This window comes from Butyrivibrio sp., assembly GCF_017635265.1.
In the GTDB taxonomy this organism is placed as follows: Bacteria; Bacillota; Clostridia; order Lachnospirales; family Lachnospiraceae; genus Butyrivibrio.
The window spans coordinates 1-26,917 of the sequence record NZ_JAGBLU010000011.1; the positions used below are offsets into that span (position 1 = coordinate 1).

The 26,917-nt window shown below is 40.7% G+C and carries 25 protein-coding genes; 21 read left to right on the forward strand and 4 right to left on the reverse strand.

All coding sequences use genetic code 11. The features are described from left to right. From J6O61_RS01655 to J6O61_RS01670, 4 genes are all read left to right on the forward strand, one after another. A partial coding sequence (locus tag J6O61_RS01655) for a hypothetical protein (protein ID WP_292208773.1) occupies nucleotides 1–885 on the forward strand: 885 nt, incomplete at its 5' end. Between the two features lie 72 nt (nucleotides 886–957). Next, nucleotides 958–3,312 (forward strand): ATP-binding protein, encoded by a 2,355-nt coding sequence (locus tag J6O61_RS01660; protein ID WP_292208776.1) that lies wholly within the window; start codon nucleotides 958–960, stop codon nucleotides 3,310–3,312. A 34-nt stretch (nucleotides 3,313–3,346) separates the two neighbouring features. Further along, nucleotides 3,347–4,009 (forward strand): response regulator transcription factor, encoded by a 663-nt coding sequence (locus J6O61_RS01665; RefSeq protein WP_292208778.1) that lies wholly within the window; start codon nucleotides 3,347–3,349, stop codon nucleotides 4,007–4,009. 431 nt (nucleotides 4,010–4,440) lie between these two features. Further along, the gene (locus J6O61_RS01670; RefSeq protein WP_292208781.1) at nucleotides 4,441–5,001 is read left to right on the forward strand and encodes a GNAT family N-acetyltransferase; all 561 of its coding nucleotides are present in this window, start codon (nucleotides 4,441–4,443) and stop codon (nucleotides 4,999–5,001) included. 69 nt (nucleotides 5,002–5,070) lie between these two features. On the opposite strand, the gene J6O61_RS01675 is transcribed toward J6O61_RS01670, so the two are convergent. Both J6O61_RS01675 and J6O61_RS01680 read right to left on the reverse strand, forming a co-directional pair. Further along, on the reverse strand, nucleotides 5,071–5,835 hold the full coding sequence (locus tag J6O61_RS01675) for a hypothetical protein (protein WP_292208784.1): 765 nt from the start codon (nucleotides 5,833–5,835) through the stop codon (nucleotides 5,071–5,073). Nucleotides 5,836–5,888: 53 nt separating this feature from the next. Then, on the reverse strand, nucleotides 5,889–6,158 hold the full coding sequence (locus tag J6O61_RS01680; RefSeq protein WP_103868862.1) for a hypothetical protein: 270 nt from the start codon (nucleotides 6,156–6,158) through the stop codon (nucleotides 5,889–5,891). A 376-nt stretch (nucleotides 6,159–6,534) separates the two neighbouring features. Between J6O61_RS01680 and J6O61_RS01685 the strand changes: the two genes are divergently transcribed. From J6O61_RS01685 to J6O61_RS01705, 5 genes are all read left to right on the forward strand, one after another. Next, on the forward strand, nucleotides 6,535–7,872 hold the full coding sequence (locus J6O61_RS01685) for a glycoside hydrolase family 53 protein (protein ID WP_292208790.1): 1,338 nt from the start codon (nucleotides 6,535–6,537) through the stop codon (nucleotides 7,870–7,872). Between the two features lie 34 nt (nucleotides 7,873–7,906). Next, entirely contained in the window at nucleotides 7,907–9,082 is a 1,176-nt protein-coding gene (locus tag J6O61_RS01690; protein WP_292208792.1) for an iron-containing alcohol dehydrogenase, read from the forward strand. A gap of 100 nt (nucleotides 9,083–9,182) precedes the next feature. Beyond that, nucleotides 9,183–9,707, forward strand: a complete 525-nt coding sequence (locus tag J6O61_RS01695; protein ID WP_292208794.1) for a hypothetical protein — start codon at nucleotides 9,183–9,185, stop codon at nucleotides 9,705–9,707. A 146-nt stretch (nucleotides 9,708–9,853) separates the two neighbouring features. Next, on the forward strand, nucleotides 9,854–11,014 hold the full coding sequence (locus J6O61_RS01700) for an IS1634 family transposase (RefSeq protein WP_292208797.1): 1,161 nt from the start codon (nucleotides 9,854–9,856) through the stop codon (nucleotides 11,012–11,014). A 1-nt stretch (nucleotide 11,015) separates the two neighbouring features. Continuing rightward, the gene (locus J6O61_RS01705; protein ID WP_292208799.1) at nucleotides 11,016–11,258 is read left to right on the forward strand and encodes a hypothetical protein; all 243 of its coding nucleotides are present in this window, start codon (nucleotides 11,016–11,018) and stop codon (nucleotides 11,256–11,258) included. A 247-nt stretch (nucleotides 11,259–11,505) separates the two neighbouring features. Here J6O61_RS01705 and J6O61_RS01710 read toward each other — a convergent pair whose 3' ends face one another. Together J6O61_RS01710 and J6O61_RS01715 are read right to left on the reverse strand one after the other, a co-directional pair. Next, nucleotides 11,506–12,837 (reverse strand): MATE family efflux transporter, encoded by a 1,332-nt coding sequence (locus J6O61_RS01710; RefSeq protein WP_292208802.1) that lies wholly within the window; start codon nucleotides 12,835–12,837, stop codon nucleotides 11,506–11,508. A gap of 542 nt (nucleotides 12,838–13,379) precedes the next feature. Beyond that, on the reverse strand, nucleotides 13,380–13,688 hold the full coding sequence (locus J6O61_RS01715) for an FAD-binding protein (RefSeq protein WP_292208804.1): 309 nt from the start codon (nucleotides 13,686–13,688) through the stop codon (nucleotides 13,380–13,382). 56 nt (nucleotides 13,689–13,744) lie between these two features. Here J6O61_RS01715 and J6O61_RS01720 point away from each other — a divergent pair, with 56 nt between their 5' ends. The 12 genes from J6O61_RS01720 to J6O61_RS01775 all read left to right on the forward strand — a co-directional run bounded on the left by J6O61_RS01720 (nucleotide 13,745) and on the right by J6O61_RS01775 (nucleotide 26,680). Then, complete coding sequence (locus J6O61_RS01720; protein ID WP_292208807.1) at nucleotides 13,745–13,933, forward strand: hypothetical protein; 189 nt, start codon at nucleotides 13,745–13,747, stop codon at nucleotides 13,931–13,933. Between the two features lie 86 nt (nucleotides 13,934–14,019). After that, nucleotides 14,020–14,736, forward strand: coding sequence for a LytR/AlgR family response regulator transcription factor (locus J6O61_RS01725; RefSeq protein ID WP_292208811.1), 717 nt, complete (start codon nucleotides 14,020–14,022; stop codon nucleotides 14,734–14,736). Then, nucleotides 14,733–15,731: a hypothetical protein gene (locus J6O61_RS01730; RefSeq protein WP_292208814.1), complete on the forward strand. Its 999-nt coding sequence runs from the start codon at nucleotides 14,733–14,735 to the stop codon at nucleotides 15,729–15,731. The genes J6O61_RS01725 and J6O61_RS01730 overlap by 4 nt, the downstream gene beginning before the upstream one ends. Nucleotides 15,732–15,838: 107 nt before the next feature. Further along, the gene (locus J6O61_RS01735; protein ID WP_292208838.1) at nucleotides 15,839–16,102 is read left to right on the forward strand and encodes a glycoside hydrolase family 2 protein; all 264 of its coding nucleotides are present in this window, start codon (nucleotides 15,839–15,841) and stop codon (nucleotides 16,100–16,102) included. A 37-nt stretch (nucleotides 16,103–16,139) separates the two neighbouring features. Beyond that, entirely contained in the window at nucleotides 16,140–18,278 is a 2,139-nt protein-coding gene (locus J6O61_RS01740) for a glycoside hydrolase family 95 protein (protein WP_292208816.1), read from the forward strand. Between the two features lie 12 nt (nucleotides 18,279–18,290). After that, complete coding sequence (locus J6O61_RS01745; RefSeq protein ID WP_292208819.1) at nucleotides 18,291–19,466, forward strand: iron-containing alcohol dehydrogenase; 1,176 nt, start codon at nucleotides 18,291–18,293, stop codon at nucleotides 19,464–19,466. 334 nt (nucleotides 19,467–19,800) lie between these two features. Next, nucleotides 19,801–21,267 (forward strand): ribosomal protection-like ABC-F family protein, encoded by a 1,467-nt coding sequence (gene abc-f, locus J6O61_RS01750; protein ID WP_292208822.1) that lies wholly within the window; start codon nucleotides 19,801–19,803, stop codon nucleotides 21,265–21,267. A gap of 12 nt (nucleotides 21,268–21,279) precedes the next feature. Beyond that, nucleotides 21,280–21,909: a DUF998 domain-containing protein gene (locus J6O61_RS01755; protein ID WP_292208825.1), complete on the forward strand. Its 630-nt coding sequence runs from the start codon at nucleotides 21,280–21,282 to the stop codon at nucleotides 21,907–21,909. 655 nt (nucleotides 21,910–22,564) lie between these two features. Further along, entirely contained in the window at nucleotides 22,565–22,972 is a 408-nt protein-coding gene (locus J6O61_RS01760) for a hypothetical protein (RefSeq protein ID WP_292208828.1), read from the forward strand. A 19-nt stretch (nucleotides 22,973–22,991) separates the two neighbouring features. Continuing rightward, nucleotides 22,992–24,143 (forward strand): HipA domain-containing protein, encoded by a 1,152-nt coding sequence (locus J6O61_RS01765; RefSeq protein WP_292208830.1) that lies wholly within the window; start codon nucleotides 22,992–22,994, stop codon nucleotides 24,141–24,143. Between the two features lie 191 nt (nucleotides 24,144–24,334). Then, nucleotides 24,335–24,457: a hypothetical protein gene (locus J6O61_RS01770; protein ID WP_292208833.1), complete on the forward strand. Its 123-nt coding sequence runs from the start codon at nucleotides 24,335–24,337 to the stop codon at nucleotides 24,455–24,457. A 66-nt stretch (nucleotides 24,458–24,523) separates the two neighbouring features. Continuing rightward, nucleotides 24,524–26,680, forward strand: a complete 2,157-nt coding sequence (locus tag J6O61_RS01775; RefSeq protein ID WP_292208836.1) for an ATP-dependent helicase — start codon at nucleotides 24,524–24,526, stop codon at nucleotides 26,678–26,680. The last annotated feature ends 237 nt before the right edge of the window (nucleotides 26,681–26,917 follow it).

Here is a 26,917-nt window from a genome sequence, read left to right on the forward strand (position 1 = left end):
CAGGAGAGGATCTTCGGAACGGAATATATTGTCAATACGATCAGCCGTGACGGGATCCCGGCTCTCACCTCATGCTTCAGGTATTACAAAAAGCGCATGCCCTCCGGTGCAATCATCTACAGTGGGGAAAAATCCATTAATAAACCGGACGAAAAAGAAAGTGAGCTTATCGACTATGCGCTCAAAACAGTGTGCGCTCTCGGTATCACTGACGGTCCGGTTCACGGGGAATATATGATTGACAAAGACGGGCCTGTATTGATTGAGGCCAACTATCGCGTCATGGGAGGAAGTGCGCCTTCAGGCTGGCTGGACAGGGTCTTCGGGTACCATGAAACAGAGGTGATCCTTAACAGCATGCTTGACAAGGAGTATCATGATAAATTCCGTCAGAGAGCATACAGGCCTCTGCGTCAGGGCTATATTAAAGATTTTTCTTCGGCTGTGGATCAGTCGATCTCTTCATCCGGGATCATTCCTATCCTGTTGGGCATGAAGAGCTTCTACTCGGGATGGGTTGACAATGCAGGCAAAACCGATATGCTGTATGAAACCAAGGATCTGGAGACTGAGACCGGATGTATTTTTATGGTTCATGACGATCCTGAGGTAGTAAAAAAAGAATTTGAACTGCTTGTGTACATAGAAGAGAATTACCCCAGGCTTTTGCAGTCTGACGGACCCTTCTTAGACCCTCCGGAGGATGCATCAGTGATTACTCCAGAGGTTCTAAGTGTACTTAATGAGGATCCGGAGGTTCTGGCACACAGGATCATGGAATATTATAGAGACGGTGCAACCGACGAGCCTGTCGTGCCGGAAATGCTGCTTGAAGCCTCACCGTATAATCGCCGTATTCTGGAGCTGTTCCGGAGCTTTTGCTGATTTTATATCTTATTCGTTAAGCTGTTTCCGCATTTTTTTTGCGGCCTCTTCTCTCTGTTTTGGGAGCAATATATGAAAAGTATATTTCCTTCTAAGATCATCGACTTCTATAAAAAAGAAACCGAGCTCAATATTATCTTTTTTAAGCTTCTGGGGACTGCGGGCATTATCATAAGTTTCGCAGGGGCTATTTCATCATTTTTTACGGGGTCAGATCCTGCAAATATTTTTATTAATATGGGGGCTGCCATTGCCAGTGCTGCGCTGATCATGTTTGTAGACCGGACGGGGCACTATCTGACAGGGTATCTCATAACATCTTTTACTATATTCATGGGACTTTTTGGCATGCTTTTTTTTGAAAGCGGCGGTCTATATGGTTCCATGCCATATTTCTTTTCATTCGGAGTATTATTCACTCTTTTAATGTATAAGGGAAAACTCCTTGTTTTCATGGAGATCCTGCACGTGTCATTTTATGTGGTCATAGCCCTTATCGCACATATGCATCCTGAGACTGTCAAAACATTTGATACTCCGGAAGGGCAGTTTTTTGATCAGGTTTCCGGAATCGTCATATCAAGTGTCGGTATAGGGATCATTTTTATGATGTATTTAAAAGAGTACCAGAAGCAGCAAAAGATTGCCCAGGAATCCAGCAACGCAAAGAGTATACTTCTGGCCAATATCAGCCACGAGATAAGAACCCCTATCAATATGCTCCTTGGCATGAATGAGATGATCTATAGAGAAGCTGAGAACAGGCAGATAATCGAATATTCTCAGAACGTTGATACTGCGGGCAGACAGCTTCTTTTTATGATAAACCAGTTTCTGGATCTGTCCAGGATAGATATGGGCAAAGAAGAGATATTTGAAGAGAACTTTAATATAACAAATCTCATAGAGTCTCTCAGGAGCTATTACAAAAAAGAAGCTGATAACAAGCACCTGGACTTTGTTACCGATGCAGATAAGGAACTGCCCGGATTTGTTATAGGCGATGCGAGAAAGCTAACGCAGATACTGATGAATCTTTTATCCAACGCCATCAAGTATACAAACGAGGGAATTATAGTATTTGGCATACAGAAGCTGGCTGAGGATGCGGAGAGCGTAACTATCCATTTTGAAGTGTCAGATACCGGAGTGGGTATCAGCAAAGAGGATCAGCAAAAGATATTTGAAAGCTTTGAAAGGTCGGCTATAGTCAGGCAGCGTGGTATCGAAGGAACAGGGCTGGGACTTGCAATTTCCGGCAATCTGGCAAAGCTGTTGGGAACAGAGATCAAGGTCAAGAGTAAGTTTGGTGAAGGAAGCCTTTTCTGGTTTGACCTTAAACTTAAAAAGGGCGTTGATACGGGATATGACAAGGCCACAGGAGAGACCTTTATCGCTCCGGATGCCAGAATTCTTGCCGTTGATGATAACAGTATGAATCTGACAGTTCTTAAATCACTTCTTAGGCGTACGCTTGTCCGCGTAGATACGGCCCAGTCTGCCCTGGAGAGCTACGAAATGTATGAAAAGGGGAACTATGACCTTGTTCTTATGGATTACATGATGCCTGATATTGACGGAATAGCGGCCATGGAAGAGCTAAGACGCATTGACAAACGCAAGGGGAAAAACACACCGATCATTGTGCTTACGGCGGATGCAACGCCTGAACGCAAAAAGCTCTTTAATGAAAAAGGCTTTGATGACTATCTGCTAAAGCCCATTGACGTCATGCTTCTTGAAACCGTGCTGATAAGGCATCTTCCAAAAGAGCTTGTGACAATCGTTGAAAAGACTGATCAGATAGATATTCCGGAAGAGACTTTGGTGCAGTTTAAAAAGATACTGGAAAAATATGATATTTCTTTTGACATGGCCATGAAGCATCTAAGCGGCGACATCATGCAGTTTGTGAGAATAGCAGAAGTTTTCGTGGAAAGAGCAGAGGGCAGTATATGTGAGCTAAAAGAGCTGATCAGAAGTAAAGAATATGCTAAAGCCGCGTATATTATACATTCAGTTAAGGGAAACTCAGGCAACGTAGGAGCGCAGGATCTGTACTACAACGCCAGAAGACTGGAAAAACGCGCCAAGGACGGAGATGGGAAATACGTAGATGCCGCATCGGAGCTCTTTTTCATGGAATGGGAGAGGGCAAAAGAGGGACTCACTAAATTCCTTGATGAATTTGAAAAAGTCGGAGTAAGCTTTAAACCTGCAAAGTCGGAGGAAGTACTTGATGAGAATGTACTTATGGAGAAACTTCTTGAAGCCGTAAGGAACGGTAACCAGTCCCCGGCCCTTAAAACTATTGATGAGATAGAGGCTATCAGAGGAAAAATGCCAGAGATTAGCGCTATCAGGGAGGCTGTAAAAGATATTGATTTTGACAGAGCAGAAAAACTTATAGAAGAACTAAAGAGGTAACCAAAAGATACTTTTTTATTGGGAAATAATTGTTATGATGGAATCAGTAGAGGGATTTGATCACGAAAATATGGAAAAAAGTACGGAGGAATGGATGGAAGGTTACCGGATTCTCTGTGTTGATGACGATATCAATATGCTCAATACCGTAGAAGACATATTGATTAATACCGGATATAGCGTAAGCCTTGCCAAGTCGGGGAAACAGGCACTTGAGTACATCAAAAAAGGCATACAGTATCAGCTTGTGCTTTTGGATGTGGACATGCCTGGTATGGATGGGTATGAAACCTTCAGGGCAATCAGAGAGCTTGACAATGGAAATGGCGTTCCTATTATCTTCCTCACATCCATGGACGATCCTGATTTCGAGATAAAGGGCTTTGAATATGGCGCTGCAGACTACATTACCAAACCCTTTGTTAAGAGCGTGTTCCTTGCAAGAATAAAGAACAGGATCACATCACCGCTTAAAGGCAAGGACATTGAAACAAAGAGATTAAAGGACCTTGCAGGAGTATTATCACCCCTTGAGCTAACAGTTGCAGAGTACATAGCAGGCGGTTTTTCCAATCATGAGATAGCAGAAAAGACCAATTATTCCTATGGCTATATAAAGCGCGTAGTATCCGGCATCCTGGAAAAGACCGAAATGAGCAACAGATCAGATATAAGGCATTTCCTCAAAACGAATTAAGTCATGGGGCGGTTCTTTTGACTTATGAATAATTTGTGAAACGGTTGACCCGTTAAATCTATTCTGATAACATCAAATCCACTGTGTAAAACTTTTTACGCAGTGGATTTTTTTAGAATAGGATTTATTGTTCATGGCTATTAATCATAGGCGTCTCTGCATGAACTGCGGCAGATCATTTATGCCAAGAGACGGCAGCGGAGTATTTTGCTCTGCAAGTTGTAAAAAGATGTACAGTTATCACACTACATTCAGATGCATTGACTGCAGGAACGCAAGCTGCACAGTAAGGAATAACACCCTTATCAACGCTCCTTGTAATTGTGAGAATCTATTAAATAAAAACAGGGTAGGATGAATCCTGAATGCAATTTTGAGCGTATAATGGCTATAAAGATATAGCGCCCAATATAAATGACTGGAGTATTTCAGTGAAATTAAATCCTTTGAATATCCATGAGATAAAACAGATCTATGAGACAAGGATGGTCATAGATTTCCCAAAGGCAGAGCTCAAACCTCTAAAAAACATAATCGAGGCAGTAAATTCTGGGATATATGAATGCCTTGGATTATTTGAGGGCGGAGCGTGCATTGGCTATACATTTCTCATAAAACAGGGCGAAAGCTTCCTGATCGATTACATAGCTATCTACCCGGATAAGAGAAATAACGGAGCCGGAAGTCAGTTGCTACGGCTGTTAAATGCGTATTTAGCTGCTGCTAAAGTTGTGATCCTGGAAGTTGAGGATCCTGAATATGCCAAAAGCCCTGAAGAAAAAGACTTGCAGACAAGGCGCCTAGGCTTCTACATGAGAAACGGATGTATTGATACAGGGCTTCGCGTAAGGTGTTTTGGTGTTCCTTTTATAATCTTGTCACTGGGAAAAGAAAATGGTGGCGAGCCGGATTTTCTTTGGGACTTGTACAATTTATATTATAAGGCAGTGCTGCCTAAAGAGATGTATGAGAAAAATATTGAAAGAATATGATTGAAAAATCAGAGAAGAAAGCACTTCTTAGAGAGTACGCACGACTTGATAGATTATAATGGCAACGCTCTACTTTTCTTTCACATTAAAATCAGCGTTTGAAGAGATTGCTTTGGTATAGCATAGATTAAAGCTCTTTTCTCCATCAATGAAATTATTATTCCATATAAAACTGCTATTTTCATTTTGCATATATACGTTGTATTTAACGGTTCCGTCAGAAAGTAGCTGAAGGTCCTTAATGTAGTAGAATACATAGGTTTCAATTGAATCAGAGTTCTTGTGCCAGGTGTCTTTATACACAAAGACCAGGCGGTTGCCGGCTCCCTCTTTGGCTGTAAGAAGATAGCTGGCGCATAACTCAGGGATGTCTGCGGTTAATCCGTTTATTGTACTGATGTCGATTCCTTTTTGAGCAGCGTCCATGGCAAGATTTTGCATTTCATCAAATTGATCATCCGGTATTTCTGAAAAATCTGACACATAGGTTATTGATGCAGCTTTTCTTTCCTCAAAAGAAGCCGAATCTTCCTGATTTTTCTGTTCCTCTTTGGAATTGATAATATAGGCAGCAACGATAACAAAGATGACGATCAGAAGAGTAAAACAGGCTATGAGCCTGGATTTTTTCGCATCTTTTCTTATTTTATCCTGATGCTCGAACTTTTCTCTTTGCATCTGGAGTTCGATGCGGCTTTTGTCCATTGCAGCATCTTCTTCATCATAATCAATCGCAAAGGTTGTCTGACAGTAGCGGCATTTCATCAGTCCTTCTCCTGCAGCTTCTATGTCAGAACCCATACAATTTGGGCATTTTATTTCATTTAATTTCATTGCTTGATTCCCCACATTCCCAACATTTTCAATCCTGTAAAAGATCTAATGTATCAGATCCAATCATAATCTCCGCCGGTTACAGCTAAGGATAGAAGTGCATCCATGCGCTCAACTTCTTCTTTTCCCTCAACAACCTGCAAAAGCTTGGCTGTTTCTTTTACGACCGGCATTTCCTCATCAGGACCTATTTCCATGTCGGGCTCTTTACCACAGTATGGACAAACGATACTTGGGCCAATCTTTGTTGATAAGAATCTATTAGCACATTCGCTGCATTCATAGAATCCAGCAAGTGTAGTTCCCTCTGGTACGTAATACATATTTTTCCTCCTATATATGAAAAGAATGCTTTTCCTGAATGAGTATACCACAAATAGGGGTGCCAATAACTTGCAAAAGATTAAAACAGGATAAATGTTTTAGCACTAAATCTGCCACAAAGTAAGTTCATTCGTATAATTAATTATCAAACAATTGAGGAGGAAAAAAGATGAATACATTGTTTAAAATCCTAATGATGATTAAATTAAGAAATAGAAGATACATTACTTGTTCTTTTCACAGATGAACAAAGGTAAGGGGAGACATTTCTCCTCTTATTTTTTTTGTATTGCCATTTTGATGAGATAATTACCCTAAAAATGTATATAATTAATACTGTTGATTGAAAATTACTGCAATTTTAGGGGAATAAAGATGAAAAAAGGAAAGATGGGAAAAGTATTGAGTTGCGTTATTATCGCAGCGTTGTTGATGGCGGGATGTTCTAATGCCGGTGAGCCTACCGGTAAACAAAGTAGCACGTTAGAAGAATCGGCACAAATTCTAAGTAGTGAAGAAGAGAATTCTTCCATTGATACTTCTGAAAACACTGAATCTGAAACAGACTGGAAAACGGCAATCAAAGATCTTCCTGAGGACTTTATATTAGGAATGGATGCATCTTCTGTTCTTGTAGAGGAAAACAGTGGTGTGAAATACTACGGATTTGACGGTCAGGAGCAGGATGTATTCAAGACTTTGTCGGAAGCGGGGATAAATTATATTCGTTTGCGCGTGTGGAATGATCCATATGATTCAGACGGTAATGGCTACGGGGGAGGTAACAATGATGTTCCTACAGCCATTGAACTTGGAAAAAGAGCTACCAAATACGGAATGAAGGTTTGTATTGATTTCCACTATTCAGATTTCTGGGCAGATCCCAAAAGGCAGCATGCTCCTAAAGCGTGGGAGGGCATGGAACTTGAGGAAAAAAGCGAGGCGCTCTATGACTTTACTAAAGAATCCTTGAGCCAGATGCTTGATGCTGGTGTCGATGTAGGAATGGTTCAAGTTGGAAATGAGATAAACTATGGAATGTCCGGAGAAACCAAACTGGAAAATGTCATTACTCTTCTTAAATCCGGAAGTAAGGCGGTCAGGGAAGTTTCTAAAGAATATGATAACGACATGAGTATAGTCGTCCATTATACGAGAATAACAGATAAAGCAGATGTCCTTGATCTTGTGTCCAAGCTTGTTGATAATGACCTTGATTTTGACATGATTGGAATGTCTTATTATCCATTTTGGGATGGAAGTATGGAAAATATGAGCCGCGTACTGGAATTGATACAGGAGAGATATGGAAAGAAGGCTTTTTTGGCTGAAACATCATATGCTTATACAACAGAAGATGGAGATGGATCCGGAAATAGTTTTGGTTCAAATGATGCAGTAGAGGGCTATGAAGTATCTGTTGATGGACAAGCATCTATTTTGTATGATATCTGTAAGCATGTAAATGAAGCTGGAGCCGCAGGAATATTCTACTGGGAAGGCACTTGGATTCCGGTAGGTCCTGCTTCTTTGGACAATTCGTCAATCTGGGAAAAATATGGCAGTGGCTGGGCTAGCAGCTTTGCTTCAGACTATGATCCTGAAGATGCCGGAAAATACTATGGAGGTTGTTCATGGGATAATCAGGCTATGTTTGATTTTGAAGGAAATCCGCTTGAATCACTGAAAGTGTTTAAGTATATGAGAGAATGACAGTTAGCAGATGTGTAACGAATAGGAGGAATATATGGAAAATTTCAAGTTTTACGCACCAACCGAGGTGATTTTTGGAAAAGATGTAGAAAACCAGACCGGTGAAACTGCATGTAAATATGGAAAGAAAGCACTTCTTGTATATGGCAAGGGAAGCGTTATAAAGAGCGGACTTCTTGGCAGAGTAGAAAAGTCTTTGGCCGATGCCGGCGTTGAATACAAAGAATTTGGAGGCGCTAAGCCCAATCCTACATTGGCACATGCAAAAGATGGCATAAAAGAGGCATTATCTTTTGGCGCAGATATGATAATCGGCGTAGGCGGCGGAAGTGCCATAGATACGGCAAAGGCAATTGCACATGGAACTGCCAATAGCGATCAGGATCTGTGGTCATTATGGACAAGGAAGGTTCCACTTACCAAGTCTCTTCCGGTGGGCGCTGTCCTTACAATTGCAGCTGCAGGCAGCGAAATGAGCGATTCTGCAGTTTTGACCAATGAAGAGCTGGGTAAGAAAGCGGGCATCAACACTGATTTCAACAGATGCAGATTTGCAATCGTAAATCCTGCCCTTGGAATGACTCTTCCAAAAAACCAGCTGTCAGCCGGCGTAACAGATATAATGATGCACACAATGGAGAGATACTTTATTCCGGATATTCAGTGTGATATGACAGACGAGATCGCTGAGGGACTTATACGCACAGTTATTAAGAATGGTAAGAAAATAGTGGAAGATCCATCTGACTATAATGCTATGTGTGAAGTTTTCTGGGCATCAAGCCTTTCTCATAACAATCTTACGGAATGCGGAAGAGGAAAGGATTTTTCTGTTCATAAGCTGGGACATGCCCTTTCTGCCCGCTATGATGTGACACACGGTGATTCCCTTTCAGCAGTCTGGGGTTCCTGGGCAAAAGAACTGTATAAGGGTGCAGTGCCTCGTTTTGCAAGATTTGCCGAAAAGGTTTGGGAAATCTGTGAAAGCGACGAAGAAAAGGCAGCTCTTTTAGGCATAGAAAAAACAGTAGATTTCTTTAAGAGCATTGGAATGCCTGTAAGTTTGAAGGACCTTGGAATAGATCCTTCCGATGCAGATCTGGAGGCTCTATCTCTTGACGCAACCATGCAGGGAACAGTTAAGCTTTCAAGAATAAGGCCACTTGATGCAAACGATGTTAAAAAGATCTACGAAGCCGCTAGGGAATGATCATACGGAAGGAAACTCAAGTCAATTTATGTGCCCGATTATCAAATCTTTCGTATAAAGTATTGTGATTCATATAGTGAATAATTACTGAGGGGGAATTATGGATAACAATGTAAAAATGGTTCCAGCGATCTGTACACAGTGTGGCGGAACAGTTGAGGTGGACAAGACGAAAGAGGAGGCTAAGTGCCCTTTTTGCGGGACTTCTTTTGTGATTGAAAAGGCCATAAACAATTACAATGTGAAATATGCAAATATCGAGCACGCTGATAATGTAAATATCGATGTTACCGGAGCTGTTAAGGAAGTTCTTGATTTTGCGGGCACTCAGATGAGTGAGTCCAGAAAGGAAAGATCGGAACAAAGAAAGATAGATTCTGAGCTGCACAGCAAGAATACCATTGCATTTTTTAAGTTTTTCGGCTTTATGTTTGCAGGGATGCTTGTCTTTGGACTGATCGCATTCATAATCATGCAGTTTACCGGTAATACCGGAGATGATGAACAGGTTGAAGAAGCCGGAACATCTGTTATCGAGTGCCAGGTTAAAGAGGGAGCTCTTTTTACTGATATAGACATAAGCGATGATCTTGAATGGAAATACCAGGATTTTGAGAGCATTTAAGCAAGGGATTTTTTCTTCTTGCCTAAATGCTCTTTTTTGCATATGCGTAAGTGCTTTGGATTCGTACGCCACCATCTAAATTTATCAAAGTAAGTAGGGTAACAGTTCAAGTGCCTTATGTTTAATTGTTAACTTCCGAGACTTTTGTGCAACTAGCGTCAGATTGTGAACAATCAAAAGGCTATAAGATCTATATTTCCTACGATTCCACAAACAAAAACAGCGAGGCTGGAGACATTGATATAGTTGAGTATGGAAAAGCCAAGGTCGATACAGGTGAACCTGTATTTAACTATTCCGTGGGGTATGACATAAATAACCGTGAACCTCTTCTGTATGAGCAGTATCCGGGGAGCATAAATGACGTATCTCAGCTCAAATACATGGTTTCCAAAGTTAAGAGTTATAGCTATAAGGATATCGGTTTTATACTTGATCGTGGTTATTTCAGCCATGATAACCTGAAGTGTCTTGATGAAAACGGCTATGACTTTATCATCATGGTCAAAGGCATCAAAGATGTAGTGCATGAGATCATCAAGAAACATAAGGGGACTTTTGAGAGTGAATGGGGAAGCTATGTTTCAGAATTTGGAGTATATGGAAAAACAGTACAGAGCTTTATCTATGCATCCGATAGTAAGAAACGCTATTTCCATTTGTTTTACAATTCAGGCAAGGCTGCCGGGGAGAGAAGCCGCTTTGAAGAAAACATACAGAGCATGCAGGAATGGCTGGACAGACAGAGGAACCAGGAACGTGAGTTTAACAAGACGTTCCACCATTACTTTTATATACACTATGACAAGGACGTATTTGTTTATGCAGAGCCTAAGCTTGATGTGATACGTGAGGAGCTGGAGATGTGCGGATACTTTGCGATCATTTCATCAGAGGAAATTGGCTTCAAGAAAGCGATAGAACTGTATAAGAGCCGTGATGCATCTGAGAAACTGTTCCGTGCAGACAAATCATATTTGGGTAACAATACGCTGCGTGTAGCATCTTCAGAAACGGCGGCAAATAAGATCTTTGTGGCATTTATTGCGCTTATCATAAGATCTCGCCTATATACTGCTCTTAAGGACAAGGCGAAGGAAATGACCAGGAAACCGAATTATCTCACTGTTCCTGCAGCAATAAGGGAATTGGAAAAGATCGAGATGACAAGACAGATTGACGGAGAATACAGACTGGATCGTGCAGTGACAAAAACACAGGCAGAGGTCCTGAGTGCATTCAACATTGAGGTGAGTCATGTAAAGTATAAAGTTGCATATATAAATGATGCACTGAAGGGGGCATAAGATGGCGCGTACAGTCAACAAGGATGCATTGAACGACAAGATAACTAAACTCGAAAAAGCAATCAGTAAAAACAGACAGCAATACGAAAAGATGACGGCTGAGATGAAGAGGCTGCTGGATATGAGAAAATCTATTCAGAGTGATGAGCTGTTTAAAGCATATGTTTCGAGTAAGAGAAGCTTTGAAGACATCATGAGATACATACAAAGTGATCCTGACAAGGATGGTTCAGATGTTCAGTAAAGAAAAACAATAGCCGGAGGATATCAAAGACGGAACTATAGGCAAGGATCAAAGAATTGGAAAAATATCTAATATTCATCGAAAACTACCTCACGGAAAAAGGCCTCTATGACGAGGCCTTGGATTATGTCGAGGATGCGATGGAAGCATACGAGGAGCTACCGTTTGAGTGAATTGTGAGGGCGTGTAGTCGTGAAATTTCTGGAAGTTAACACTAAACCATAACCTGAAAATATTGCCGCTTTACTTAAGTGGTTAATTCCGGCTTTATAGCCATCATGAACAGCATTCCTGCGATAAGAACGGACACAATGTCGGCAGCAAGCTGGGCTGATATGACTCCGTAATAGCCAAACAGCGCGGCTAAGACATTGATCACAACAGCATATACTATACCCTGTCTGCAAAGTGACAGAATCAGTGCAGGCAACCCCTTTCCCATGGACTGGAAGGTGCATATAGACACCAGACCGAACCCCATGAGGACCATTCCCGGCATCTGAAGTCTCAGCATCAGAACGCCTTCATTTACCAGAGCTTCGTTGTCAAGGAAAGCGAGTACCAGCGGTCTTGCAAAAATCCCCACAGCGAGAGCCATCACCAGTGCAACTCCTCCGACTATTTGATAGGCAAAGGCCAGAACCTTCCTGAGACGCTCTTTATTGCCCGATCCGAAAACATAACCGGTAAGAGGCTGCCCCCCAAAGGCAAGACCTACGATCACCAGCATTACTATATTGACGATCTTTAATACTATTCCCATTACGGCGATAGAGTCACTGCTGTAAACAGAAAGACTTCTGTTGGTGAGAGTCATTCCCACAGTCTGCATGAAATTTGTAACTGAAGCAGGAAGTCCCACTGCAAAGATCATCTGAAGCTCCCCTGCATGAATTCCGAAATCCTTTGGGCTAATGGAAAGACCTTCACATTTTGTTGTTATGTACCAGATTGAGTAAACTGTAGAGCATATGTATCCGATGATGGTGGCTATAGCTGCGCCGGCTGCCCCCATTCCCAGTGTGAAGATAAATATCGGGTCAAGTATCATATTTACAACAGCGCCAAGTATGGTTGTCACCATGGAGGCATTGGGATGCCCGACTGTTCTCATAAGGTTTGTGGGAACCATGGTGAATATAATAAAGGCACAGCCCAAAACTATGTATCTGTAATACTGCATGGCATAAGGCATTACCTCCCCTGACGCTCCAAGGAAACGGAGAATAGGTTGGGCAAATATCATCATTATGATGGTCACAACTATGCCGAAGGCTGCGGATGAATACATACAGAATACGCTAAGTCTTTTTCCATCTTCAGCTCTTCCGGCACCAAGGAATCTTGAGATAACAGAGCTTCCGCCCAATGCAAACATATCTCCAAAGGCAAGGAACAGTGTAAACAGTGGAGTACATATGGATACACCTGCGATCAGGTCAATGTTTTTGGTAAGTGCTATGAAATAGGTATCCACCATGCTATATATAAGCTGAACCACCATGCTGAGTACAACAGGTATCGCAAGTTTAAGATACGCTGTTTTTATCGGGGCCTTTTCAAAAAGTTCGTTTGACATTAATTTTCCTCCTCAAAACAATCTACCATCGAAGATGTTCAATTGATGGCTTTATCGCAAAAAAGACACCCATAAACCTTTATTCGGATTATGGATGTCCTTACCGTGGTCCGGACGATATCTCGACCAGACCCTACTGTTTTTTTCGATTGTTGTTCATTATAAGGCACGGGTTTGAAAATGTCAACTGCCTGGAATTACGATATACAAATCACCTTACCCCATTCTTCGCATTTTTTCACCTGTTTCTATTTCTTTATGATTCTGTAGTATCCGATAACCCTTCTGATTTGTCAGTACTCACAACTTCTGCTGCGTCTCTTAAATCATCATTTGTTTCTTTATTTATCTGTCCATGGGTAATATCAGCGCAAGTATAACGTACAATTACCCTCTTGAAGGCTCCATCGCAAAAAAATAACAGGTCCTCCTCTGGTATGAGAAGAACCTGTTTTCTATCTGATTACTTTTGACACTCGATGTTCTACTATTGAACTCTTAGTGTCTTCAAGTTGATTTAATTTTATTCTGATTGATCTGTTTTACTTTGCAGCATACTTTGCAGCATTCTCACCTGAAATGAAGCCCATGTAAGCTCCTACGCCGAGCGCCTCACGACCAGGATAGTAATCACCGAAGAAGCCTGCGGAACTGATGATACCTGCAGCATAGAGACCCGGAATAGCATTGCCATCCTTGTCAGTTACCTCACCTTCAAGGTTTGTCTCGATTCCACCGTAGTTTCCTCTTGTAAGATCATACTCCTTAACTGCATAGAAAGGACCTGCATCGATAGCTGAAAGATACTGTGCATCATTACCGTTGTCTGTATCCTCTCCTGCCTCGCACATCTTGTGTTATAGTAGAAATTGAAAATAATGCTTATATATCGTTTTAAGGAGTTTTTATGCGGTTAGAAAGACTTACCAAAGGGCAGGTAGAGGATATCTATAAGAATAAAATGACAGTAGATTTCCCAAAGTCAGAATTAAAACCTCTTGATGCAATTCTAAAAGCTATTGATAAAGATATATACGAGCCCCTGGGACTTGTATCAGGAGTTTTATCGTATAGTGTTGCCCAAGGAAATGTTTGATAAAAATATGGTAAGAATGTGAAGTTTATCCTGCTGTGTATTCAGTTCAAGATAGCAATTATTTATAAATCAGGATGGTTACATTGATGAGCGTTACGAAAATTGCAATAGTAGAAGATTCTCAGGACGATCTTAAGCGTTTTATGGACGCTTTTTCCTCATGCTATGGGGATGAAATGAGCAGATTTGAACTTTCTACATTTGGAACAGGCGAAGAATTTCTTGGGCAGTATAAAGGACAATATGATCTTATTTTCCTGGATATAGAACTTCCCGATACTAATGGAATAGAGCTTAGCAAATGCGTGAGAGTAATAGATGAACAGGTTGTTCTGGTCTTTATTACCCAGATGGGACAATATGCTATTCACGGCTACGATGTAAACGCAACAGATTACATCTTAAAACCGCTTGATGAGAAAATCTTTTCTCTGAAGATGAAGAAGATTATGAGATTTGTGTCTAAGAATCAGTCTACCGGAGAAACTATTATACTAGGCAATGGTAAAAGAATTCTTAATTCAGACGCAATCATATATACAGAAGTCTACAAGCACGATGTAACATACCACACTACAGAAGGCAATTTCACAATGAGAAGTTCCCTTAAGGATGTGGAGACCTCTTTAAAAGGAGCAACCTTTGAGCGAATAAGCAACAGCTATCTCGTAAATCTCAAGCATATAGTAGGAATCTCCGGATATGAGCTTACGCTGGATAATGGAGAAGTTTTGCAGATCAGTCGCAGTCGAAGAAAAGAGCTTTGGGATAATCTCAACAGGTTCCTTGGAGGTTCATTATGATATTGGGATATATCAATCTTATAAATCTTGTCATATATTTGGAAGTAACAATAATAGCACATCTTTTGAGCGCATATCTTCCAAGATGTTCACATTATGTGTTGAGAGTAGTTTTATCCACGGCGCTTGGAGGACTGCTTACATATTTTTTACCGGTTTTTCTCCTGGATTCTTTTTTGGCAACTTTTGCCTACTCGTTTTTCATGTATATATGCATCTTGGTCTTTGTAATACTTACAATTGTAGTATGTATTGATGCAAAATGGATCAATTATCTGTTCTGTGCTGTTGGAGGCTATGCTTTCCATCATTTGTCAAGTACCCTTCAGGCAATGATTGAAAGAATACTTTGGAAGGGTGAATCAGGTTCAATATTTCAAGCACCTTACATATTTGCGTATATCATACCTATAGCAATAATTCTCACATTTGTTATCACTCTTACTTACAAGAGGAAAGACATGCAGGCGCTTGTAAACAGAAAAGGAGTAGTCGGGTTTTCAGCCCTGATCGTTCTGCTCAATATAGCACTCAGTTCCCTTGTAATGCTCTCAAATTATTATGCAAAAAACAGCATTATCGCTGCCATTCCCACACTTTATAATTTAGTTACCAGTATTCTTGCTATCGTCTTTCTTTTTGGAATACTCGAAAGAGGGCAGCTTGAGCATGAAGTAGAAGTTATAAACCAGCTTTATAAGGAAAACATTCGCCAGTATGAGCTTTCCAAGGCAACAATGGAGTCTCTTCATGACCTTAAACATCGCGTAAATGCCATGATGGCAGGGCAGATGCAACTTACAGATGAAGAGAAGAAAGAAATATCAGACAAGATCTTTATCTTTGATAACATGATAAAGACAGGAAATGATACCCTTGACATAATCCTTGCAGAAAAAAGAATGCTTTGTCATCAATATGACATCCAGTTAAATTGCATGGTAGATGGTGAAGGCCTGTCTTTCATGGAAGTTTATGACATATATCCCTACTGACGAGATATTAGAGAGGTTTCCTGACCAGGAAGATCTTTTTCATAAGCCAGATTTCCTTTTGATTAAGGCGAAAAAGTGAATCTTTCAGAATAAAAGAGAGAGGAAAGATTCTATCTGCAGGAACGGCCTTTTTTGCTCCTGCTAAATATTTCCGTTTTAAAGATCCTGATCTTAAGATAACGGTTGTTTCTGAAAAAGAACTGATGGTTGAGGCAAAAACTTTTGCAAAGAATGTAGAAATCAGAAACAAAAATGATGATCTTGTCCTTGAAGATATCTTCTTTGATATGGATCCGGGACAGAGGATCATAAAAGTTAAGAGAGGCCAGACGGATGAGCTGAATGTAAGAAGTGTTTATGATATACATTAGTGGTACATAAAATGGAAATGGGGAGTAAAAAGGTATTATGGGGAACAATAGTATTTTTTATGAGAAGCCGGCCGAGAGCTGGAATGAAGCCTTGCCTATAGGAAATGGAAGGCTTGGAGCAATGATATTTGGCAGGGTGGAAAAAGAGCTTATTCAGATGAATGAAGATTCCATCTGGCTGGGAGGCTATAAAAACAGGAATAATCCTGATGCACTGAAGAACCTTCCAAAAGTAAGAAAGCTTTTGATGGATGGAAATATAAAAGAAGGAGAGAAACTTTTAAAGAGAGCATTCTCTGGAATTCCTCAGAGTATGCAGCCTTATCAGACACTGGGGAATCTTGAGATATTTTTTGACTATAGAGATGGTGAGGTGACAAATTATCGCAGATCATTGGACCTTGAACATGCAGTTGCAACTACAGAGTTTAAAGTTGGAGACATAAACTATAAGCGAGAAATATTTTCCAGCTACCCTGACAATTGTATGTTTATGCGTATCTCAGCTTCAGAAGCAGGAGGTATATCTTTTGATGCATTACTGACAAGAGGGCGGGAGTATCAGGCAGTTAAGAAAATAAATGACCATACTATTTATCTTTATGGCAAACTTGGCAGTGATGGAATGGACTTTGGAGTAGTAGTTACTGCAAATGCCGTAGGAGGTCAGGCTGCTGTAATAGGTGAGAGTCTTGTTGTTAAAGAAGCAGACGAAGTGATTTTGAACATAGACGGTGGATCTACATTCAGATATAAAGAGCTTGAAAACGAGCTTTGTGAAGAGTGCAGTTTAACTTTGCCATATGAAGAATTAAAGAAAAGACATATAGCCGATTACAGAAAGCTCTTTGACAGAGTATCTTTTTCATTGGAATCAGAGGACAGAAGCTATGAAGAAATGCCGACAGATAAAAGGCTTGAGCTTGTAAGAGAATGCGTTGATAAGGGGAATGAAGTAAAAGATCTTGGTATTTATGTTCTATATTTCAATTTCGGAAGATATTTGATGATTTCCGGAAGCAGACCAGGATCCCTGCCACTAAATCTTCAGGGAATATGGAATGACAGCTTCACTCCCGCCTGGGACAGCAAATATACCATAAATATCAATACAGAAATGAATTATTGGCCTGTTGAAATCTGCAATCTTTCGGAGTGCCATCTTCCGCTTTTTGATCTGATGGAAAGAATGTATGAGCATGGAAAAGAAACTGCAGCTTCAATGTACGGTTGCAGAGGAATAGTTGCTCATCACAACACAAACATATGGGGTGATACTGCGCCTCAGGATCAATGGATTCCAGGGACTTACTGGGTAATGGGCTTTGCATGGTTGTCTACTCATATCTGGAACCACTACGAGTATACTTATGACATGGATTTCCTGAAAGAGCACTATTATCTGATGCTTGAAGCAGCCAGATTCTTTTTGGATTTCCTTATTGAAGATAAGGATGGATACCTCGTTACCTGCCCTTCTGTATCCCCTGAGAATACATATATAATTGACACATTCCATAAAGGCTGCAATGGATATGGTGTAACAATGGACAACATGATCTTAAGAGATCTTTTCACACAATGTATTGCAGCTTCTGATGTTCTTGGCAGGCATGATGAAGAAATTGATGAAATGCAAAAAGCCAAAGATAGGCTACGTCCAACAAATATCGGGAAGCATGGTCAGATAATGGAATGGGCAAAAGACTATCAGGAGGAAGAGCCGGGACACAGGCATATTTCACAGCTATATGGTCTTTTCCCATCAGATCAGATTTCGGTTCAGTCCACAAAAGAGCTTGCAAATGCTGCCAGAGTCACAATTGACAGAAGACTTCAAAATGGCGGCGGACATACCGGATGGAGCAGGGCGTGGATAATTAATTTCTATGCAAGGCTACATGATGGAGAGAAGGCCCTTGAGCACTTAAATATGCTTCTGACCAGATCTACTCTGAATAACTTGTTTGATAATCATCCACCTTTTCAGATTGATGGTAACTTTGGCGCTACTGCAGCGATTGCCAATATGCTTTTACATGACACTTCAGACGGACCGGTTGTGCTTCCGGCACTTCCAAAAGAATGGAAAAGCGGAAGTATAAAAGGCCTTAAGCTAAAAGGGAATAAAACCATAGATATAGTCTGGAAAGACGGAAAAATAATTAGTAAATGAAAGGAGAATGCTATGGAAAACTTTACTTTTTACTCACCAACTTTTTTTGCCTTTGGAAAAGACACAGAGAATGACGCCGGGAAATATGTTAAGCGTTTTGGCGGAAGCAAAGTTCTTATCCATTATGGCGGCGGCAGTGTAGTGCGTTCAGGACTTTTGGACAGAGTAAAAAAATCTCTTGAGGAAGCCGGAATTTCTTTTGTCACACTTGGAGGAGTTAAGCCCAATCCAAGAAGCGGCCTTGTATATGATGGAATAGAGCTCTGCAGAAAGGAAAAAGTGGATTTTGTCCTTGCTGTGGGCGGCGGCAGTGTAATCGATTCATCTAAAGCTATTGCAGCCGGTACAATCTATGATGGCGATTTTTGGGATTTCTATACAGGAAAAAGAATTGAAGAAGCACTGCCTATTGGAACAATTCTTACAATTGCAGCAGCAGGAAGTGAAGGAAGCCCTGATTCCGTAATAACTAAAGAAGAAGGAATGTTTAAAAGAGGAGCTTCAGGAGACGCAATAAGACCTAAATTCAGCATACTTAATCCAGCACTTACACAGACTCTTCCTGCTTATCAGACTGCAGCCGGTATAACTGATATCATGGCTCATTTGCATGAGAGATATCTCACCAATTCAAAAGACGTTGAAGTAACAGACAGACTTATAGAGGGACTGCTTCTTACTATGATCCATGAGGGACCAAGAGTAATTGAGAATCCTGACAATTATGAAGCAAGGGCAAATATTATGTGGGCAGGAATGATGGCACATAACAATTCTTGCGGAGTTGGCAGAAGCCAGGATTGGAACAGTCACAATATTGAGCATGAGCTTTCAGCTCTTTATGACTGTGCCCATGGAGCAGGGCTTGCTGTCACTATGCCTGCTGTATTTAAATATGTTTACAAGCATGATGTTTCCCGCTTCGCAAAGCTTGCAACCCGCGTCTGGGGCTGTCAGATGGATTTTGATGATCCTGAAAGAACTGCTCTGGAAGGGATTGCGGCACTTGAGAATTTCCTAAAAAGCATAGGAATGCCCCTTAATTTTGCTGAACTTGGAGCAAAAGAGGAAGATATTCCAACTCTTGTTAAGGCTCTATGCTATGGAGATGGAAGAACAGGAAGCATTTCAGGTTTCGTAACTCTTGATGAAGAAGATTGTACAAAGATATATAAAATGATGATTTAAAAACGGTTATATCTGTTTCAAATCAGTGCAGAACAAGCCCAAATCAGTGTAAGGGCTTGTTCTGATTCGGAGCATATGCTACCATATTTTTATAAAAGAAAGGGCGAATTTTCGTTAGGGTGAAGGAATGATTATTAGATAATTTGATTTAGGTGAACATGTTATTGTTACTGCTATGTCTGATAGCAGTGTTATGTGTACGCTTAAATTGGATTATCATGCATTCTAAGCCTGTGTTATATATAGGTCTTTTTTGTATGAGTCTATTTTGCGTACGCAGGATAGGCTTTTTGTTTAGTTTTTTTACTAAAAAGCCGACAAGGGAGGCTTGTATATGTCTAAGAGAATATTGATCAAAGCAGAGAATATAGCACATTCATTTGGTGAGCAGACAGTTTTGTATTTTGACAGATTTTATCTGTATGAAGGAGAGAAAGTGGGGCTTGTTGGAATGAATGGTGCTGGAAAGACTACGCTCCTTAAAATCCTTTCAGGTGAATTAGAGCCAACTAAAGGCTTCGTTTCAAGAGACTGTGAGCCTTTCTGTTTTGAACAGTTTGGCGGGAGCGACGCATACTACGAGACAGACTTTAGCGAAGCAGGAAAAATGGGTGTAAGCCAAAAGCTTTGGCAGGATAATGTAAGTGGCGGTGAAGATACAAGGATCAGGCTTGCTCAGTTATTTTCATGTCCTCATGCAGTAGCTTTTTTAGATGAGCCGACATCAAACCTTGATTATGAAGGTGTGGAGATGCTAAAGAAGCGATTAAAAGAAATAGAAACGCTGGTAATGATCAGTCATGATAGATCGGTATTGAATGATATATGTGATCGGATAGTAGAGATTTCTTTTGGAAAGCTTAATTGTTATTCAGGTAATTATGATGACTACGTTATTCAAAAAGAAGAACAGTTTAAAGCCATGCAGTCAGAGTATGAGAACTACCAGGCAGAGAAAAAGCGGCTTCAGAGGGTTTATACTCAGAAAAAAGCAAAGGCAAAAACTGTTGAGAAAAAACCAAGGAATCTTACTTCAAGCGAGGCAAAGGCCATCAGCCTATGCGGCAACAGGAAGCCTGAAGACAAAGCGCGAGGAATAGAAAAAAGTGCCGCAAATGTGCTCAAACGAATTGAACATATGGAGGTTAAAGAAAAACCGAAGGAAGAGCCCACGGCCAGACCGGATTTCAGACTGACCAATCCACCAAGGAATCCTATTGTCATTAGAGGAGAGCATATATCTTTTCAATATGATGACCATATCATATTTGATGATGCTGACTTTATTATCAGAAATGGTAGCAAGGTAGCTCTTCTTGGTGGAAATGGTGTGGGAAAGACTACTCTTCTGGAACTGATAAATGGTCATAATGAGGGGATACATATTGTTCCCGGAGCGAAAATTGGATATGCCAGGCAGAACATGTCACAGATTGATCTTGAACAGACAGTGCTTGAAAATGTGCGCAGAGTCAGTATCCAAAGCGAGAGCCTTTCTAGGACAGTACTTGCCCGTCTCTTATTATCAGAAAGAGATATGAATAAAAAGGCATCTGAGCTTTCCGGTGGCGAGCGCATGAAACTCTCTTTTGCCATGCTGTTTGTGTCAGATGTTAATCTGTTGATATTTGATGAACCTACTAACTATCTGGATATTCCATCGGTCGAAGCACTTGAGAAAATGTTAATGGAGTACGAGGGGACGCTTTTGTTTACGTCCCACGATAAGATCTTTGTGGATAGGATAGCAACAGATATATATCGTATAGAATCAGGAAAAATTATGTCTGTACTGGCTTGATTGGAGCATGTTATGAAATTATCAAAACTTGGTATTTGTGGAATTATCAGTCTGCTTTCATACACGGCAATGGTTGTGTTTTCGCCTCTTGCCTATCCGGGGTATGACTGGCTCAGCATGGCGGTAAGCGATCTAACTGCAGTTGGAGCTCCATCTGCGGAGCTTGCCGGACAGCTGAATGCCTTGTATGGACCATGCGGACTGGTTTCTATCATGGCCGTTTGCGTGGCAGCTCAGAATCTTAAGACTAAGATTTTGAGGCTGGGAATATATTTCTTTGCTGCTATGGAATGGATTTCTGATATTGGCTATAAACTCTTTCCGTGGGTGGCAGATGCTGATAGTAGTCACCCTCAGAATGTTATGCACCTTATAGTAACGGCTCTAGTGGTGATCTTTTCTTTGGCAGCACTTATCCTGTCAATAATCGGAGCTAAAAAAGAGGGGATGAAGTCTCTTTTCATCTGGGCATGTGTGTGCTTTACTGCGATGCTCCTTGGGCCCATCGGAACGGGAATCATGCCAAAGGCAGTATTTGGGTTATTTGAGAGATTAAGTACTTTTTCAGCGGTAACATTCAATGCGGTACTGGGAACGTTATTGCTTCGTGGTAAATTTGGATATAATTATTTAAACTCTTAGGGGATCATATGGAAAATAAGGACTTTATCGAGGATTCTGAATTACGTATAGCTATAGTTATATGGACTTTAGGCTGTAAGAACCTAGCGAAGTACTTTTGAGCTTGGTTCGCGCGTCTTCCGGCGAGCGAATGCGAGAGCGGAAGATCATTATAAGGAGAGTTACTTTTAATGGATAACAAAACAATTATGATATTCCCAAGAGAGACGGAAGTGTGTGGCCAGAGGATATCTGTCCTGCATACACTCCAAGAGAGGATGCAATTCCAAGCTTGAAAGGCTGCTGGTACTGTAAATATGCAGATTTTCATCTAAAGGAAGAAAGAGCTCTTGAGGTGGGAATCTGCAAATGGCAAAAAAAATAATTGATTAGCATGAATGATTTAAGGATGACGTTATGAGAATAGGAATAATTCAAGCGAGCTCTCAGGCTGAAAAAAAGAGCTTATTTTCAATACAGTAAAAAAATATGCCCCTGAAGGTGCTGAGGTCATCAACTTTGGCTGTACATTAGAAGAGCAGGAAAAGTAGGAATACACTTATTTCACTAGGTTTTACACCGGAATTAAATTACTAAGGAGATTGACGTATTAGGCAAATATAGATACACTATAATTATAAATATAGTGTATCTATATTTGCCAAGGAGATCATATATGGGAGCAATCTACACAGAAGCACAGAAAGAAGCCACGAAAAGATATGTTAATTCCACTGATCAAATCAGGGTTCGAACAGATAAGGGGAATCTTGATTTTATCAAAGAACATGCTAAGACTATGGGTGAAACCATGGGAGAGTTCGTTAACAGGGCAATCATGGAGGCTATCTACCGTGATAGGGGAGAAATCCTTATCGAGATGGTGCACAGCGATGAGTATGACATTTCAGGACGACTTCTTTTATCCGGCGATGATCACTACGAAATAGACTATATTGTAGGTGGTGTCCGAAAGATTAAGAAACTGGATGAGCAGAAAGATGTACCAAGTAGTTTTGTATCTGACTATGCATGGATGTCTCTCGAGAATGAATATGAGAATGAACTGTTAGGCGGTGAATGAAATGGCAATGTTTACTTTGATGCGTAAAAATGAAGAAGTGATGATACTTCAGATGGGTGAAGACGGAAATATAGTTAAGCTTGGTAAAAAGGAGAATACAGCTCTTTTACCATTGCAAAACAGGACTAGTTACAGAGGCGTTATTGAGTGGTGGCGTGACAGAGCTATTCCGATAAAACAGGGAAAGATAGAAAAGATGTTAAGGGACAATGGCATTGAAACAACAGGTCTTTTCCTGACGCAAAATCTTGGACTCAGCCTTACTGATTATTACTGGATCAGGCCTTTGGGATCAGACCTTACCTGGGAAAAGGTAAATCTGTTTGACAATGACTTTAAAGAGAATCTGTTGTTGGGAAAGATCAAGATGGGGGATGATGAAGTTGAGGAATATCACCCCAATTCATCGCTCCAGGGTAATCTGGAAAAGACATGGATCATTGACCGGGGAACTCGGAAACTTGTGAAGGGAAACCATGATATATATTCAAGTGAAAGTATCAATGAGGTTATCGTAAGCGAAGCAATAAAGGCACAGGGAAGGGATGCAGTACAATACTCACTTTTGCACATTGATGGCAAGGAATATGATTACGGATGCGTTTCAGATCTTTTTACAACACAAAAAAAGGAACTGGTTTCTGCTTATGCTGTTATGACGAGTGAGCAAAGGCCAAATAATCTTTCCAGATATGAGCATTTTATAAATGTATGCGATAAAAATGGTCTTGATAGAAATACGGTCAGAGAGTATCTGGAATTCGAGATCCTTATAGATTTTATCTTTAGTAACCGCGACAGACATCTGACTAATATAGCTGTCCTGCGAGATGCAGATACTCTAAAGTTCATATCCATGGCGCCTATTTATGATAATGGAAAGAGTATGTTGGTTGGCAGGGATATTGTTCCGGTAACAGATAAGTATGTACTCTCTCAGGATGCTCAGGGCTTTAAGGAAAAGGAACTGGAACTTTTAAAGTATGTCCAGAACAAAAAGCTTATTGATATCAGCCTGCTTCCAAGCCAGGAATATATTAGGGAGATGTATCATAAGGATTCGCTGGTGAGCGAAGACAGGATTTCTTTTGTACTTGAAATGTACAAGAGAAAAATCGATATGTACGAGAGATTTGCCTCGGGTGAGAATTTGAGCAGCATAAGATTCTGAAAATAATTATCGATAATAAATCAGTGAAAAACAGACCTAAATCAGTGTGATTTGGGTATGTTTTCTTTAGCCATGATAAAGTATGGTCACTACTGCATAGAAATGTACAGAGGCTAAATTGAAGGCCCTAATATGAGAGATGATCAACAATGGATAGCAATTGTCTACTGTATATATCTTGGAAAGCTCGGTTGGCAACGGCAAAAAATGATAATGAACTTCGGATAAAGGTGGCTAAAGAATGGCCAGCGCTTAATGGAGTGGAGATCACACCGGAAATGATCAACTTTAAGGAGGATAGATCGGAAGAATAAAAGAACTATTGTTCTGCAAACGTTTGTTTGCTATAATCTGAATATACTTTTTTAGGAGAGATACTTATGTTGGAATTATTAGAGAATCTCAACGAAGCCCAAAAAGAGGCTGTGAGCACTACAGAAGGTTATGTTCGGGTTGTAGCAGGTGCGGGAAGTGGTAAGACAAGAGCCATTTCATATAGATTTGCTTATCTGGTTAATGCCCTGGGAATACTTCCAGGGCATATTCTTTGTGTTACTTTCACCAACAAATCAGCAGCTGAGATGAGGCAGAGAATACATCTTTTGACAGGGGACAATGATACAGGATATATAAATACATTTCATGGATTCTGTGTTTCTGTCCTACAGGAGGATTCTCATGCCATTCAGTATCCCAAGAGCTTTCTGGTTCTTGATAATTCCGATATTGACGATATTCTTTCAATTATATATGAGGAGCGAGGACTGACACTTCGCGACAAGACTTTTAGTGCAGCAAGGGATATGTTTGAGACGAGAAAGTGCGTTACAGAGCCCAAGTATTACAAGGATATGCTGAATATGTCCATTGATGCGTTAAAAGAGAAATATGACAGCGCTGACAATGTGGATGATATTCTCTTTTACGGATATCTTTATCAGGAGAAAAAGTGTTTTGGCCTTGATTATAATGACCTTATTAACTTTACACTCCACATTTTCCGTGAGCATGAGGATATCAAGATTAAATGGCAAAAGCGCCTTGAGTACATCATGATAGATGAGTTTCAGGATATTGATGCTCTGCAGTATGAACTTATGGAAGTGCTGTCATCCTACCACAAGAATCTCTTTATCGTGGGAGATCCTGACCAGACCATATATACCTGGCGCGGAGCAAGTGTCGGATTTTTGCTTAATTTCGATGAACATTTTAGAAATGTTAAGACCATATATATGAATGACAACTATAGGTCAACACCGCAGGTAATAGCTGCTTGTAACAGCCTCATTGATAAAAATGTCCATAGGCTTAAAAAGGAACTGGTGTCTATGAATGAAGGCGGGGACAGTGTATTGTGCCATCTTGCGCCAGACACTGCAGATGAAGCAGACTGGATAACCGGGCAGATGCTTGTGCTAAAGGGAATGGGCGTGCCATACAGGGATATGGCTGTGCTTTACAGAGCTCACTACGTCACACGTACTATTGAAACAGGACTTATCAAAGAGAAGATACCTTACACTATTTATTCCGGAGTCCAGTTTTATGGACGGATGGAGATAAAAGACGCTCTTTGTTACCTTCGTATGATCCTGTACAAGGATGATGTATCATTCAGGCGAATAGTTAATGTTCCCAAGAGAAATCTTGGTAAAAGACGAATGGCATTTCTGGAAGAATACGCAAGAAATAACAACTGCAGTCTTTACATGGCTCTTTATGAGAATCTTGAGCATGAGACTATTAAGGGTACCAGGGCAAAAGAGTTCATTGATATAATTGAGAGATTTTCAGAAAATTATGAGGATGTGCCGGTATCAGAGCTTTTGACAAAAGTCCTTCAGGACAGTAGATACGAAGAAATGCTTAGGACTGAAGGTGCCCAGGACAGGCTGGATAACCTGGCTGAACTTAAACAGTCCATCTTTGAATATGAGACTACCTGCGGAGAAGAGACCAATTTGGAGAGTTACCTTCGTCACATAGCTCTTTTCACCAATGCAGATTCTGATGTTCAGAGTGAAGACAAAGTAAGGCTCATGACAGTACATGCTGCCAAGGGACTGGAGTTTCCATATGTATTCCTGTGCGGTATGAATGAAGGTATATTCCCATCAAGGAAGGTTCATACTCTTGAGGGCATGGAAGAGGAGAGACGCCTTGCCTTCGTTGCCATGACCAGAGCGCAAAAGCGCCTTTTTATCAGTGAAGCAGGAGGCAAGACCTTTGAAGGAATACCAAGATATCCATCACGTTTTATCATGGATATCGACAGAGAACTTCTGGAATTTACACAGGAGCCCGACGAGAACATGATGGCGGCTGTTCGCAAGTTCATAGATAACGATTCAAGGCATCTTAAAGGTGCATCAAAGCTCAACCTACTAGAGCCCGGCACCCGCGTTTCACATGCCATCCTTGGAGAAGGAACTATTCTTTCGCTGAATATGGACGATGAGACCTATAGCATCAAGTTTGACGAGATGGAAACTCCAAGAGAGATATCATTTAAGATGAGACTAACGATTGTGTGACAAAACGGCTTAATAAAAATGCTGTAAAGTGTTATACGCATATATCTAATGGGCATATACTTGCACAATTATATGATGAAAATTATGGTATAGTATCTAGTGTAGCTGTTTTATATTAACTCGACTATATGCTTGCTATAATTTGAATCTACTGCGTTGTCATCAGTCGTCGATGGACGCCCATCGACTCCATCTTCCGCCTTGTAGATTGCAAATTATATCTAAGCAATATAGTCG

Bases quoted from the DNA above. Each gene is read 5' to 3' on its own strand.
- J6O61_RS01660 (WP_292208776.1), top strand. From the start codon at position 958: ATGAAAAGTATATTTCCTTCTAAGATCATCGACTTCTATAAAAAAGAA.
- J6O61_RS01665 (WP_292208778.1), top strand. From the start codon at position 3,347: ATGATGGAATCAGTAGAGGGATTTGATCACGAAAATATGGAAAAAAGT.
- J6O61_RS01675 (WP_292208784.1), bottom strand. From the start codon at position 5,835: ATGAAATTAAATGAAATAAAATGCCCAAATTGTATGGGTTCTGACATA.
- J6O61_RS01680 (WP_103868862.1), bottom strand. From the start codon at position 6,158: ATGTATTACGTACCAGAGGGAACTACACTTGCTGGATTCTATGAATGC.
- J6O61_RS01685 (WP_292208790.1), top strand. From the start codon at position 6,535: ATGAAAAAAGGAAAGATGGGAAAAGTATTGAGTTGCGTTATTATCGCA.
- J6O61_RS01690 (WP_292208792.1), top strand. From the start codon at position 7,907: ATGGAAAATTTCAAGTTTTACGCACCAACCGAGGTGATTTTTGGAAAA.
- J6O61_RS01695 (WP_292208794.1), top strand. From the start codon at position 9,183: ATGGATAACAATGTAAAAATGGTTCCAGCGATCTGTACACAGTGTGGC.
- J6O61_RS01705 (WP_292208799.1), top strand. From the start codon at position 11,016: ATGGCGCGTACAGTCAACAAGGATGCATTGAACGACAAGATAACTAAA.
- J6O61_RS01710 (WP_292208802.1), bottom strand. From the start codon at position 12,837: ATGTCAAACGAACTTTTTGAAAAGGCCCCGATAAAAACAGCGTATCTT.
- J6O61_RS01715 (WP_292208804.1), bottom strand. From the start codon at position 13,688: ATGTGCGAGGCAGGAGAGGATACAGACAACGGTAATGATGCACAGTAT.
- J6O61_RS01720 (WP_292208807.1), top strand. From the start codon at position 13,745: ATGCGGTTAGAAAGACTTACCAAAGGGCAGGTAGAGGATATCTATAAG.
- J6O61_RS01725 (WP_292208811.1), top strand. From the start codon at position 14,020: ATGAGCGTTACGAAAATTGCAATAGTAGAAGATTCTCAGGACGATCTT.
- J6O61_RS01730 (WP_292208814.1), top strand. From the start codon at position 14,733: ATGATATTGGGATATATCAATCTTATAAATCTTGTCATATATTTGGAA.
- J6O61_RS01740 (WP_292208816.1), top strand. From the start codon at position 16,140: ATGGGGAACAATAGTATTTTTTATGAGAAGCCGGCCGAGAGCTGGAAT.
- J6O61_RS01745 (WP_292208819.1), top strand. From the start codon at position 18,291: ATGGAAAACTTTACTTTTTACTCACCAACTTTTTTTGCCTTTGGAAAA.
- abc-f (WP_292208822.1), top strand. From the start codon at position 19,801: ATGTCTAAGAGAATATTGATCAAAGCAGAGAATATAGCACATTCATTT.
- J6O61_RS01755 (WP_292208825.1), top strand. From the start codon at position 21,280: ATGAAATTATCAAAACTTGGTATTTGTGGAATTATCAGTCTGCTTTCA.
- J6O61_RS01760 (WP_292208828.1), top strand. From the start codon at position 22,565: ATGGGAGCAATCTACACAGAAGCACAGAAAGAAGCCACGAAAAGATAT.
- J6O61_RS01765 (WP_292208830.1), top strand. From the start codon at position 22,992: ATGCGTAAAAATGAAGAAGTGATGATACTTCAGATGGGTGAAGACGGA.
- J6O61_RS01775 (WP_292208836.1), top strand. From the start codon at position 24,524: ATGTTGGAATTATTAGAGAATCTCAACGAAGCCCAAAAAGAGGCTGTG.